The sequence below is a fragment of the Streptomyces sp. NPDC093252 genome (genome assembly GCF_040683675.1).
Lineage (GTDB): Bacteria > Actinomycetota > Actinomycetes > Streptomycetales > Streptomycetaceae > Streptomyces.
On record NZ_JBFBEM010000002.1, the window covers coordinates 17,602 to 30,364 of the forward strand.

The 12,763-nt window shown below is 73.1% G+C and carries 12 protein-coding genes; 10 read left to right on the forward strand and 2 right to left on the reverse strand.

Annotation, left to right across the window (positions count from 1 at the left end):
- The first annotated feature begins 66 nt into the window (after positions 1–66).
- The 4 genes from htpX (at position 67) to AB0O01_RS03325 (ending at position 3,767) form a co-directional block, all read left to right on the forward strand.
- Positions 67–990, forward strand: a complete 924-nt coding sequence (gene htpX, locus AB0O01_RS03310; RefSeq protein WP_365310538.1) for a zinc metalloprotease HtpX — start codon at positions 67–69, stop codon at positions 988–990.
- 2 nt (positions 991–992) lie between these two features.
- Positions 993–1,598 (forward strand): hypothetical protein, encoded by a 606-nt coding sequence (locus AB0O01_RS03315; protein WP_365311218.1) that lies wholly within the window; start codon positions 993–995, stop codon positions 1,596–1,598.
- A 56-nt stretch (positions 1,599–1,654) separates the two neighbouring features.
- The gene (locus tag AB0O01_RS03320) at positions 1,655–2,449 is read left to right on the forward strand and encodes an alpha/beta fold hydrolase (RefSeq protein WP_365310540.1); all 795 of its coding nucleotides are present in this window, start codon (positions 1,655–1,657) and stop codon (positions 2,447–2,449) included.
- Between the two features lie 100 nt (positions 2,450–2,549).
- Positions 2,550–3,767, forward strand: coding sequence for a winged helix DNA-binding domain-containing protein (locus AB0O01_RS03325; RefSeq protein ID WP_365310542.1), 1,218 nt, complete (start codon positions 2,550–2,552; stop codon positions 3,765–3,767).
- Between the two features lie 423 nt (positions 3,768–4,190).
- On the opposite strand, the gene AB0O01_RS03330 is transcribed toward AB0O01_RS03325, so the two are convergent.
- Complete coding sequence (locus AB0O01_RS03330) at positions 4,191–4,505, reverse strand: hypothetical protein (protein ID WP_365310544.1); 315 nt, start codon at positions 4,503–4,505, stop codon at positions 4,191–4,193.
- Between the two features lie 362 nt (positions 4,506–4,867).
- Between AB0O01_RS03330 and AB0O01_RS03335 the strand changes: the two genes are divergently transcribed.
- A complete protein-coding gene (locus AB0O01_RS03335; protein WP_365310546.1) occupies positions 4,868–5,521 on the forward strand; it encodes a hypothetical protein in 654 nt (217 codons plus the stop codon).
- Positions 5,522–6,097: 576 nt separating this feature from the next.
- On the opposite strand, the gene AB0O01_RS03340 is transcribed toward AB0O01_RS03335, so the two are convergent.
- Positions 6,098–7,030, reverse strand: a complete 933-nt coding sequence (locus AB0O01_RS03340) for an alpha/beta hydrolase family protein (RefSeq protein WP_365310548.1) — start codon at positions 7,028–7,030, stop codon at positions 6,098–6,100.
- A 79-nt stretch (positions 7,031–7,109) separates the two neighbouring features.
- Between AB0O01_RS03340 and AB0O01_RS03345 the strand changes: the two genes are divergently transcribed.
- The 5 genes from AB0O01_RS03345 to AB0O01_RS03365 all read left to right on the forward strand — a co-directional run bounded on the left by AB0O01_RS03345 (position 7,110) and on the right by AB0O01_RS03365 (position 12,750).
- Positions 7,110–7,577 carry a helix-turn-helix domain-containing protein gene (locus tag AB0O01_RS03345; RefSeq protein WP_365310550.1) on the forward strand — a complete coding sequence of 156 codons (468 nt, stop codon included), beginning with the start codon at positions 7,110–7,112 and terminating at the stop codon, positions 7,575–7,577.
- Between the two features lie 144 nt (positions 7,578–7,721).
- On the forward strand, positions 7,722–8,753 hold the full coding sequence (glnII, locus tag AB0O01_RS03350) for a glutamine synthetase (protein WP_365310552.1): 1,032 nt from the start codon (positions 7,722–7,724) through the stop codon (positions 8,751–8,753).
- A 620-nt stretch (positions 8,754–9,373) separates the two neighbouring features.
- Positions 9,374–9,976, forward strand: coding sequence for a winged helix-turn-helix domain-containing protein (locus tag AB0O01_RS03355; protein ID WP_365310554.1), 603 nt, complete (start codon positions 9,374–9,376; stop codon positions 9,974–9,976).
- Positions 9,977–10,066: 90 nt separating this feature from the next.
- A complete protein-coding gene (locus AB0O01_RS03360; protein ID WP_365310556.1) occupies positions 10,067–11,074 on the forward strand; it encodes an SDR family oxidoreductase in 1,008 nt (335 codons plus the stop codon).
- A gap of 143 nt (positions 11,075–11,217) precedes the next feature.
- Positions 11,218–12,750, forward strand: coding sequence for a DUF1996 domain-containing protein (locus AB0O01_RS03365; protein WP_365310559.1), 1,533 nt, complete (start codon positions 11,218–11,220; stop codon positions 12,748–12,750).
- Positions 12,751–12,763 lie beyond the last annotated feature (13 nt).

Below are 12,763 nucleotides of genomic sequence, written 5' to 3' on the forward strand. Positions count from 1 at the left end.
CAGCCGGGCGCACACTGGAAGGGTGAGGCGAGTGCCTGACCTCGGTGTGGTGCGGGGTGATGCAGAATGCAGAGTCGCTTCCGCAGTGACCGGCGGCTGACCGTCCGGATGACGGTGACGCTGTTCCTGCTGGGTTTGCTGTACGTGGCCTTCGTCGCCGCGCTGATCGTGCTGCTGAAGTCGTGGGTGCTGGTCGTGGTCGTGGTGGGCGGGCTGATGCTGGCGCAGTTCTGGTACTCGGACCGGATCGCGCTGTTCGCGATGCGGGGCCGGGTGGTGGAGCGCGAGGAGTATCCCGAGCTGCACGCCGTGGTGGACCGGCTCTGCGCGATGGCGGACATGCCGAAGCCGACGGTCGCCGTCTCCTCGCTGGACATGCCGAACGCCTTCGCGACCGGCCGCAACGCCGACAACGCGGTGGTGTGCGTGACCAGCGGGCTGCTGCGGCGGCTGGACCCCGCCGAGCTGGAGGGAGTGCTGGCGCACGAGCTGTCCCACGTGGCGCACAAGGACGTGGCGGTGATCACCATCGCCTCGTTCCTCGGGGTGATCGCCGGGCTGATGATCCGGTTCGCCTTCTACTCCCAGCTCTTCGGCGGTCGCCGGGACCAGAACACCGCGATGATCCTCGCGGCGGTGATGGGGGTGTCGCTGGCGGTGTACGCGATCAGCTTCCTGCTGATCCGCGCCCTGTCCCGGTACCGGGAGCTGGCCGCGGACCGGGCGGCGGCCCTGCTCACCGGGCGGCCGTCCGCGCTGGCCTCCGCCCTCACCAAGGTGGACGGCGACCTGGCCCGCATCCCGACCAAGGATCTGCGGACGGTCCAGGCGTTCAACGCCTTCTACTTCACCCCGGCCCTGGGCTCCCCGGACCAGCCCAGCCTGGCCCGGCTGTTCTCCACGCACCCGAGCCTGGAGCAGCGGCTGGAGCAGTTGGCGCGGATCTCCGCCGAGCTGGGTGAGCCGGCGCTGCCCGGGAACGCGAGGTGAGCATGGGGCTGCTGGACATCCTGCTGGGCCGCACCAAGCCGGTCCCGCCCGATCTGGACCGGCTCTTCGCCCTGCCGTCGGCGGCGGTGACCCTGGAGGCCGCCGCCGGGTTCACCCCGACCGGTCAGGGCGCGGTGTGCTTCGCGACCGTCGAGGGCGGGGCGTTCGAGCAGACCCACCGGGAGGTGCAGGCGCTGCTGGACGCGGACACCGACCGCGCCGGATCTCCGGTGGAACTGCTGCGGGACGACTTCGGCTACTCCTGGCTGGTCTCCCGCCGCACCCCGGAGGATCTGCCGCAGCTCGTCAACGATCTCCACGCGGTGAACACCTCCATGGAGGTCAACGGCTTCGGCCCGCAACTGCTCTGCTCCCTCGTCGGGTTCGAGCGCCGGGCCGACGGGCGGCGGCTCGCCCTCGTCTATCTCTACAAGCGCGGCACCTTCTATCCCTTCGCCCCGCTGCCGGGGGCGCAGGGTGGTGGTGCGGGTGCCCAGCGGCGTGACAGTCCGCTCGAACTCCAGATGAAGGCGCTCCTCGCCGACGACCTGCGGGTCGAGCCCGACCTCGGCCGCTGGTTCCCGCTCTGGGGCGCGCCGGGGCTCTGACGCCTGCTCTGACGCCTGCCGGGCCCGGGTCCAGTCGGCCATGAGTGAATGGCCGCATGACCGAACTCGCCCCGTCCCCCTCCCCGTCCGACTCCACGTCCGACTTCTTCCACGACCTCCCCGGCACCTCCGGCGGTGCCGGGGAGCGGCTCGCCGTCAGCCGGGTGGCGGCGGTCTCGCCGTACCGCGGCGGTGCCGCCGCCCCCACCGCCGTCCTGCTGCACGGTGCCGGGCACGGCAGCAAGGAGCGGCTGCGGCCGTTGCTCGGGGAGTTCGCGGCGCACGGCTGTGACGCGCTGGCGTTCGACTTCTCGGGGCACGGGGAGAGTTCGGGCACGCTCGGGGAGCTGAGTCTGCGGCGGCGGTTCGAGCAGGCGGTGGCGGTGATCGACGCGCTGGTGCCGGAGGGGGTGCCGCTGGTCCTGGTCGGGTTCAGCATGAGCGGGCAGACGGTGGCCGACCTCGCCGCGCACTACGGCGACCGGGTCGCCGCCCTCGCCCTCTGCGCGCCCGGCATCTACGCCGCCGACGCCTGGGACCTGCCGTTCGGCCAGAGCGACGGCCCGTTCACCCGGCTCATCCGCACCCCGGACAGTTGGCGCGACTCCCCCGCCCTGGACGCCCTGCGCGCCTACGCCGGGCGGGCCGTCCTCGCGGTGCCGGGCACGGACGAGATCATCCCGCAGGCGGTCACCGACGCGGTACGGGACGCCCTGGCCGCCCGCTCCCGCTGCACCCGCCTCGCCTTCCCGGACGCCGACCACTTCCTCGGCGCCTGGCTCCGCGACCACGCCGACGCCCGGCACGCCCTGGTGACCACGCTGCTCGCGGCGGACACCGCGGGCAACTGACCCGTACCCCTTCCTGACCTGCGTGGATCCCGCCGCCAGGGCCCCTTGTCAGTGGGGTCGGTGATGATGGGGGCAGCGGTGCGGTGGAGCGGAGGCCGGTATGGGTGACGGGGCGGTGCGGCACATCGGGGCGGCGGAGCGGCGGGCCCGGCTCGCGCTGCGCCAGCGGCTGGCGCCCGGGGCGCGGGCGGGGACACCGGAGGAGATCGCCGACACCCTGGTCGCCCTGCACGGCACGGACCCGGCGACGGTCTATCTGGCGGTGGCCGCCCGGCTGACGGACCCGGGGCGCACGGTCGCGGAGACCGAGCGCGCCCTGTACACGGACAGATCGCTGGTCCGGATGCACGGCATGCGCAGCACGGTGTTCGTGTTCCCGGCGGAGCTGACGGCGGTGGTGCACGCGTCGACGGGGATCGCGGTCGCCGCGCGCGAGCGGGCCGGTCTGCTCCAGCAGATGGCGGCGGCCGGGGCACCGGACGCGGTCTGGCTGAAGGAGGTGGAGGACGCGACGCTGACCGCGCTGGCGCGGCGCGGCCAGGCGACGGCGGTGGAGCTGGCGCGGGACGAGCCCCGGCTCAAGGAGCGGTTCGTGTACGGGGCGGGGAAGAGCTACGAGGGGCTGCACACGGTCTCGACCCGGCTGCTGCGGCTGCTGGGCCAGGAGGGCAAGGTGGTCCGGGGCCGGCCGCTGGGTTCCTGGACGTCGTCGCAGTTCCGCTGGGCCCCCGCGCCACCGCACCCGGAGCTGGACATCGCCGGGGCCCAGGCGGCGCTGCTGGACCGCTGGCTGACGGCCTGCGGCCCGGCCACCGAGGCGGACCTCACCTGGTGGACGGGCTGGAAGGTCACGGAGGTGCGGCGGGCGCTGACGGCGATCGGCGCGCGGCGGGTCCAGTTGGACGACGAGGAGGCGGTGGCGGCGGCGTCGGCGATGGGCTGGGTGACGGCCGACGATCCGCTCACCGCTCCGCCGGCCGCGTCCGCCCCCTGGGCCGCCCTGCTCCCCGCCCTGGACCCCACCGCCATGGGCTGGCGCCACCGGGACTGGTTCCTCGCTCCCGCGCTGCGCCCGGCGCTGTTCGACCGGAGCGGCAATGTGGGGCCGACGGTGTGGTGGGGCGGGAGAGTGGTGGGCGGGTGGGCGCAGCGCGCCGACGGCGAGATCGTCTGGCGGCTGCTGGAGCGGGACGGCGTCGGGGCGGAGGCCGAGCGGGCGGTGGCGGCGGAGGCCGACCGGCTGCGGTCCTGGGTGGGCGGGGTACGGATCACCCCGCGCTTCCGGACCCCACTGGAGCGGGAGCTGACGGCCGCATGATCATCACCGGGCGGCGACCCGACCACAGTCCGACGCCGGTCCCACCACCGTCTGACGGCCGCCTGACGGTCGGCTGGTCACCGGCAGGCACCGGGGCCGCCAACCTCAGTCCGACCGCCGCCTGACACTCGTCGGGTCGCCGGCGGGCACTGCGACCCCCTAGCGCAGTCCGGCGTCCGACCGCCATCTGACGGTCGTCGGGTCGTCGGCGGGTACCGGCGCCGCGGCCCGACGGCAGTCCGACGGCCACCTGACCGGCGCCACCGGGCCCCGTCCGACCACCTGACCGCCGCCCAGCGCAGCCCGACCGCCGCCCAACCGCCGACGGCCCTCGTCCGGCCACACCACCCGCCCGTCCTCTCGCGACGCCGGGCACCGCTCCGCCCCTCCCCGGAGGGCACGGCACCCGGCCTCGCGGCGGGGTCAGCGGTTGTACCGCATGAAGGCCCGCACCATATGGCACGTGGTGTCGGACGGCGGGTGGACGCCGATCAGCTCCGCCGTGCTCCGGATCGTCTCGTTGCGGGCCTGGTCGGGCAGATAGACGCCGGTGTCGAGCAGGGCGATGGCCAGGCGCATCGCCTTCAGGCGGCGGTTGTGCGTGATGTACCACTGGCGGGGCCGCCCCGCCGGGAGCGGTCGCTTGCGGACCGGCTCGCAGGGCAGTTCCAGCAGTACGGGACGGGTCGCGGTGGACTGGGTGGGCAACGGCTTCGGCTTCAGTGCGGCAGCGGGCACGGGCATCCTCCTGTCGCGGTGAGGGAACCGGCCGGCCGCTCTTCGGACACCGGCGATTCCCTCGAACACTTCGTCAAGTGTACCGCCCGCCACTGACATTCAGGGAGCCCGCACGGCACCGTAAAAGCCCTGGTGGGCGCGGAGTTTGATGACCTTCCCCAGGCACCTCACGCGCCACACGGAGAGTCGGTGAAAATCGAACAGAGCGCGCATCCGGGAGGCGGTGGGTGGAGGAGTCGGCGGAGCGGGCGGGCGCGCGGGGTGACGCACGTTACGTCAAGAGACTCGGGTGACCTCTGAGTAACCGCCTCCGGGGTCGCGTACTTAGCGGCGTACGCTCCCCGACCTCCCAGGAGGCGCGAATGTCGCGCAGGAGAACGCTCAGTCCGAAGAAGAAGATCGCGCTGCTGGTGAGCGCGGCGGCCGTGGCCGGTGGCGGGGCCTTCGCGATGGCGGCCACCTCCAACGCCGCCCAGAGCGCCGCCGACTCGGCCGTCTGCCAAGGCAAGGCCGTCGCGCTCGGCAACAACGAGCGGTTCATCGCGGATCAGCGGGCCAATCCGGACGCGCAGTCCGAGGCGCGGATCGCCAACCGGCTGGCGGTCATCGAGGAGATCAAGCGGCAGCAGGCGGCGGCCGGGTGCCAGGTGGGGGAGTCGGCTCAGGGCTCCCAGGCCGCCCCGCCCTCGAACCCCGCGCCGCCCGCCAGTGCCGCGCCCCCCGCGAGCACCGCACCCCCGGCGGGCAACGCCCCGCCCGCCGCCTCCGGTGAGCAGGTGTGCAACGGGTCGACGGTGACCCTCTCCGGCGAGGGCGGCGCCCCGGCCGCGTCCAGCAACCAGTTCCCGGCGGGCACCCTGCTGAAGGTGACCAACCTGGACAACAACAAGTCCACGACGGTCGAGGTCACCTCGGTCTCCGGAAGCTGCGTCCTGCTGAACAACGCCGCTTTCGAAGAGGTCCGCGAGCCCGGCAAGTTCCTGATCCGCCGAGCGGTGATCGAGAGGGTGGGGTAGGGCTCACGCCGGGGCGCATCCGGGCGGACGCGTCCGGTGCGCCCACCGGCGGGCCGACCCGGCGAGCGCCTCCGCCGGGCTCACCGGGCAGACCGACCGACCCAGCGGGCTCACCCCGGGGGCTGATCCGGACGCCCGTCCGGAGGGCCCGGCCTACAGCCTCACCCGGCGGGCCTAGCCGAAGGACGCCTCCGTCGGGCTCACCGGGCAGGCCGACCGACTCGGCGGGCTCACCCCGGAGGCTGATCCGGACGCCCGTCCGGAAGGCCCGGCGACAGCCTCACCCGGCAGGTTCACCCAGCAGGCCGACCCACCGGCCTCACCCCGGGGGCTCATCCGGAGACCGACCCGGCGACGACCGACCCCGGAAAGACCCACCCGGCAGACTCACCCACCGGCACTCCCGGCACCCCGGCAACTCAGACACCCAGGCGCCCCAGGTCCCTCCAGCCCCCTCCGACACCTCAGGCACCCAGACGCCCCCAGGCCCCCTCAGGCCCCCTCAGGCCCCTTCAAATATCCCAGGCCCCTCCAGACTCCCCAAACACCTCAGGCACCCTCGGCCCCCCAGACACCTCAGGCACCCCCAGCCACCGCAGACCCCCCAGACCCCCCAGCACCCCCACCCACCCCCCTCAAAAACCCCCCAACCCTCCGCCCCACCCCAGGCGGAGCCCGATGCGGCAGGGCATGGTGGGACACCCCCCGCACCACCACCGTCTCGGCCCGTGCCAGCACCTCCCCCGCCCGCGCCGCCACCTTCACCGCGTCATGGGCCCTGCTGTTCCCGGCCAGGAGCAGCAGGACCGGCAGGTCCAGCGCGCGCAGCGCACCGGCCGCCGGGCGGGGGCCGGTCACCGGGCGGGCGGCGGGGAAACCGGCGGCGGCCTCCTGGAGGGCGAGCCAGTCGGGGTCGAGCCCCGCTCCCCCGGTCTCCCACTCCAGGAAGGCCCGCACCCGGCGCGGCGCGGGCCGCAGCAGCATCGGCAGCGCGCGCAGCAGATACGCGGGCCGGAACCCGGCGAAGCACTGCGTCGGGTCGAGCAGGAACAGCCGGTCGACGCGCGCGGGCGCGTGCAGCGCGTAGTGCAGGGCGATCCAGCCACCGTAGGAGTGCCCGCCGAGGGCCACCGGGGCGGTGATGCCCAGTCCGTCGAGCAGGGCGTCGAGCCAGGCCGTCAGATCGGCGACGGTCCGGACGGGGCGGTCGGCGGACGTGCCGCTGCGGCCGGGGTCGCCGATCAGGTCGGCCGCGTGCACCCGGTGGGTGCGGGCCAGTTCGGCGGCCTGCGCGAACCAGGAGACGGAGGTCGCCCCGCCGCCCGGCAGCAGCAGCACCGGCGGGGCGTCGCGCGGGCCGCAGCGGTGGACGCAGGTCGTCCCGTACTCCGTGCCGACCTCGGTCGTCTCACGGTCGGCGGGCCAGTGGGCCAGGACCGTGTCATAGGCCCGCAGAAAGCGGTACCGGTCGTATCCGTTCCGCGCCCTGCCGCCGTCACCGCTTCTCATCGCGGCCCCCTATCATGCGAGCGTCCCGTCATCTCTCACTCATCAATAATCTCGCTCAACGAGATAATAAGGGGGCTCGATGGAATCCGAACCGGCCGGGATGGAGATCGTCCATCTGCTGCGGGCCGTGACCGTCGAGCTGGGGCTGCGCAGCGCCCGGTTCGCGAGCCGCAACGGTATGCATCCGACCGACGTCCGGGCCCTGATCGTGCTGATGGACGCCCGGCGCGCCGACGAGGAACTGACCGCCGGGAAGCTGGGCGCCGCGCTCGGGCTGAACTCCGCCGGGACGACCGCGCTGGTGGACCGCCTGGAGCGGGCCGGGCACGTGCGGCGCGAGCGCGGCGAGCGGGACCGGCGCCAGGTGGTCGTACGGGTCGACGAGAGCGCGGTGGAGCTGGGCCGGGCCTTCTTCGGGCCGCTGATCGGGCGCGCGGTGACACTGCTGGACGGCTACGACGAACGGGAGCTGGCGGCCATCCGCGGCTTCCTGACCGGCGTCCGGGAGGCGGCGGCGGAACCGGAGGACGGACGGCCGTTCGGGTAACACGGGGTTCACATTGGGGCAATGATCGGGAAATCGCCTGTTGACAGGCTTCCGGCAGCACCCGCGGCGCCCCAGTGCCGCAGCGCCGCACCCGCATCGCGACCGGATCCGCCTCGCGGCCGGACCACCCGAAGGATGAGACCCGTGACCTTCAAGGCTGAGTACATCTGGATCGACGGCACCGAGCCGACGGCCAAGCTGCGTTCCAAGACGAAGATCATCGCGGGTGCCCCCGCCGGTCTGGACGCGCTGCCGATCTGGGGCTTCGACGGGTCCTCCACCAACCAGGCCAAGGGCCACGCCTCGGACCGGGTGCTCAAGCCGGTCTTCACCTGCCCGGACCCGATCCGCGGCGGCGACGACATCCTCGTGCTCTGCGAGGTCCTGAACACGGACCTGACCCCGCACTCCTCCAACACCCGGGCCGCGCTGGCCGAGGTCTCGGCGAAGTTCGCCGCCCAGGAGCCGATCTTCGGCATCGAGCAGGAGTACACCTTCTTCGACGGGGCCCGTCCGCTGGGCTTCCCCGAGGGGGGTTTCCCGGCCCCGCAGGGCGGCTACTACTGCGGTGTCGGCGCCGATGAGATCTTCGGGCGCGATGTGGTCGAGGCGCACCTGGACAACTGCCTCAAGGCCGGGCTCGGCCTGTCCGGCATCAACGCCGAGGTCATGCCCGGCCAGTGGGAGTTCCAGGTCGGCCCGCTGGCCCCGCTGGAGGTCTCCGACCAGCTCTGGGTGGCCCGCTGGCTGCTCTACCGCACCGCCGAGGACTTCGGTGTCTCCGCCACCCTCGACCCCAAGCCGGTCAAGGGCGACTGGAACGGCGCCGGTGCCCACACCAACTTCTCCACCAAGGCCATGCGCGAGGGCTACGAGGCGATCATCACCGCCTGCGAGTCGCTCGGCGAGGGCTCGAAGCCGCTGGACCACGTCAAGAACTACGGCGCCGGTATCGACGACCGCCTCACCGGCCTGCACGAGACCGCCCCGTGGGACAAGTTCTCCTACGGCGTCTCCGACCGCGGTGCCTCGGTGCGCATCCCGTGGCAGGTCGAGCAGGACGGCAAGGGCTACATCGAGGACCGCCGCCCCAACGCCAACGTCGACCCGTACGTGGTGACCCGGCTGCTGGTCGACACCTGCTGCTCGGCGCTGGAGAAGGCCGGACAGGTCTGAGCCACCGAGCCGCCCGGCCCCGCCGGTCCCGTCGGCCCCACCGGTCCCGTCCGGCCCCGCCGACTCCCCTGGCGACCCCGGCACCCCCGGGGCACCCGGGGCACCGGGGCACCGGGGCACCGGGGCACCGGGGCACCCGCCGAGGCGACCCCGGCTCTCCCGGCCTCGCCCGGCTCCCGCCATCGCGCGATCCTCGGCCCGAGGGGCGCCCACCACACCGGTGGGCGCCCCTCGGGGCGTTCCGGCCGACCGGGGAGTCGGAGCAGTAGGAATCGTTTCGCCAAACACCGCTCCACGCGACGGCGAACGTCCCCGGCACACCGTCTGCTTTTCGGACGCGTCGCTGTCCGAGCCGTGAGAGGAGGGTCCTCGTGAGCCGGGGTATCTGCTTCAATGGGCCCATGGCCAGCTTCCGGAACCCCAGCGCCTCGGGTCGTCACGACGCGGGCCGCCATGACCTGGAGCCCTTCTGGCCGTCCCGTCAGCATGACGACTTCGACCGGGTGTGTTGCCGCGCGTTGACCGCGCCGGCCCGCTGACGCCGTACTTCCCGGCCCCCGGCCTGCGCGACACGACGTACGTCCCCGACGGACCCACTCGCGCGAAAGAGCTGACCTCTCATGGCGAATCCCGCTCCACTGCCCCGCCCTCTCTCCTCCACCACCCTCGCTCCCGCCACCCGGCACCGGCTGCGTGCCGTCGACCGGGACGAGGTGCCCGCCCCGGCGGAGCTGCTGCCGCCCGGCGCCACCTGGCTGCCCGCCCCGGCGCACGCCCTGCCCGCGCTGCCCGGCCAGCCCCCGATGGTCGGATACCTGCTGCTCGTCCCGGCCGACCAGCAGCCGCCCTTCCTGCCGGTCGCCGTGCCCGACGCACCGCCCGCGGCACCGCTCGCGGCACCCGACCCGGCACCGGTGGCGGCCGGTCCCGAGCCGCTGATCCGGATCGACCCGGTGCGCCGCACCGCGCTGGTCGCCGGGGCCGAACTCGACCTCACCTACCTGGAGTTCGAGCTGCTCGCCCATCTGGTCTCCCACCCGCACCGCGTCCACACCCGCGACCAGCTCGTCACCACGGTGTGGGGGTACGGCCATGTCGGCGACGGGCGGACGGTCGACGTCCATGTCGCCCGGCTGCGCCGCAAGCTGGGCGCCGAGCACCGCAAGGCGATCCAGACGGTCCGGCGGGTCGGCTACAAGTACACCCCGCCGACCCACCGCTGACCCACCGCTGACCCGCCGCACATCTGGCTCGGATCTGCCGTCGGCCAAGTCCCGTTCCCTTCCCCCGCCCCACCGGGCAGAGTCGGCGCCATGAGACTTCTGGTGCTGGGCGGGACGGAGTTCGCGGGTCGGGCCGTGGTGGCGGAGGCCCTGGGCCGGGGCTGGCAGGTGACGGTCTTCCACCGGGGACGCCACGCGCCCCCGCCCGGCGTCGAGTCCCTGCACGGCGACCGGACCGCCCCCGGCGGACTGGCCGCCCTCGCCGACGCCCCCGGCACCTGGGACGCCGTCGTGGACACCTGGGCGGCGGCGCCCCGGGCCGTGCGGGACGCGGCACGGCTGCTGCGGGGCCGGGCCGGACGGTACGCGTATGTGTCGAGCTGCTCGGTGTACGCGTGGGCGCCGCCCGCCGGGTACACCGAGGACGCCCCGACCGTCGAGGGCGCCGCGGCGGACGCCGACCGCACCGACTACGCCCGGGACAAGCGGGGCGGCGAACTGGCGGCGGTCGCGGAGTTCGGGGCGGCACACGCCCTGCTGGTCCGCTCGGGGCTGATCCTCGGGCCGTACGAGAACATCGGGCGGCTGCCGTGGTGGCTGACCCGGATCGCCCGGGGCGGGCCGGTGCTGGCGCCGGGGCCGAGGGAGCTGCCGCTCCAGTTCATCGACGTACGGGATCTCGCCGTCTGGACGCTGGACGCGGTGGCGGCGGGGCTCGGCGGGCCGTACAACCTGATGTCGCCGTCGGGGCACACCACCATGGGCGGGCTGCTGGAGGCGTGCGTGGCGGCGACCGGGTCGGACGCCGCCCTGCGCTGGACCGAGCCGCAGGTGGTGCTGGACGCCGGGGTCGAGCCGTGGACGCAGCTCCCGGTCTGGGTGCCGCCCGGCACCGAGGCGCACGACGCGCTGCACGGCGCCGATGTGGGGCGGGCGCTCGCGGCGGGGCTGCGCTGCCGTCCGGTGACGGAGACCGTCGCCGACACCTGGGCCTGGCTGGGCTCCCTCGGCGGCACCGCCCCGCAGCGCCCGGACCGCCCGGCGGTGGGCCTGGCCCCGGAGAGGGAAGCGGAAATCCTCGCGCGATTTACCGGATAAGACCGTTGGTACGGAATTGCGCCACGTATCTCGCACCAATTCCCGGGACGGCTGAACACCTCTGGGGCGCCCTGCGTATGGATGGGCGCCGCTTCACTCCTGTCGGGCGCCTCGATGCCCCGCAAGGAATTCAGAGGAGTTCCATGGGACGCAACACACGAAAACGCCGTACGCCGCTGGCCACCAAGGCCGTCGCCGCATCGGTGGCCCTAGCGCTCGGTGGGGGCGGGCTGATCTGGGCGAACTTCTACGCCTCGGCGCACGAGGACGGCAACAACTGGCAGAACCGGACGAGGTCGGCGCCCGCGCAGGTGGCCACCATCGACTGCCCGGACGTCGGCCAGCAGTTGTCCGAGGTGCCGGACCCGGCCCGGGGGGAGGTGGACGGCGAGCTGGCTTCGATGGACCAGCAGATCACCGAGGCGTACCAGACGCTGGCGAGCACCCGGGACGCCCAGGCGCAGGACGCCTCCTATGTGCAGAACGCCATCCTCCAGCCGCTGAAGGACCGCAGGAAGGTGCTGATCGACCGGATCAAACTGGAGATCAACCGGGCCGGTGGCAGCGCCTCCGACGAGCTGGACAACCTGGCCGGCTGCACCGGCACCCCCGCCGAACAGCCCCAGCCGACCGATGGCGGCGGCAATGGCGACGGCAACAACAACGGCGGTGACAACGGCGGTGACGGCCAGGAGGGTGGCGGCCAGGACGGCGGGCAGGAGCAGCCGCCGGGCAACGGCGGTCAGGGCGGCAACGGCCCGGTTGCCGCCGACTTCCAGGACATCACCACCGTCCAGCCCAACTCCCGCAATCTGCCCAACGGGCTCGCCGCGAACGGCCGGAGCGGCTCGAAGGGCAGCTTCACCACCAAGTGCGGCACCAACTCCAACGACAACCACAACACCGACAATGTGATCGTGGCCCCGGGTGTCACCAACGGCGCCCACCACCTCCACGACTACGTCGGCAACCAGAGCAACGACGCCTTCGCCAGCGACGACGACCTCGCGAACGCCGAGACCACCTGCCGCAACCAGAGCGACCGCTCCTCCTACTTCTGGCCGGTGCTGCGGCTCCAGGACGGCACCCAGGACTTCGACCAGAACGCCGCCGGCGGCGGTACCGAGGGCAATGCCGGCCGCATCCTGGAGGCGGAGCAGGCCCAGTTGAAGTTCGTCGGCAACCGCACCGGCCCGGTGGTCGCGATGCCGAAGGCGCTGCGGATCATCACCGGTGACGCCAAGGCGTTCGTCAACGGCCTCGCCAACGCCAACACCTCCTGGACCTGCACCGGCTTCGAGGACCGGCAACTCACCGACAAGTACCCGCTGTGCCCCGAGGGCAGCGACGTGGTGCGGCTGTCCAACTTCCAGTCCTGCTGGGACGGGCAGAACATCGACAGCGCCAACCACCGCACCCATGTGGCGTTCGTCGGCGCCGACGGCCGCTGCGCCAATGGCTTCAAGGCGATCCCGCAGCTCCAGGTGCGGCTGGTCTACGACGTACCGACCCCGGTGATCGAGAACGGGACGGTACAGAATCCCTTCGCGGTCGACTCGTTCCCCGAACAACTGCACAAACCGATCACCGACCACAATGATTTCATCAACTTCTTCTCCACCAAGACGATGAAGAAAATGGTCAACTGCATCAACCAGGGCAGGCGCTGCCAGTAACGCGGAGCAGCAG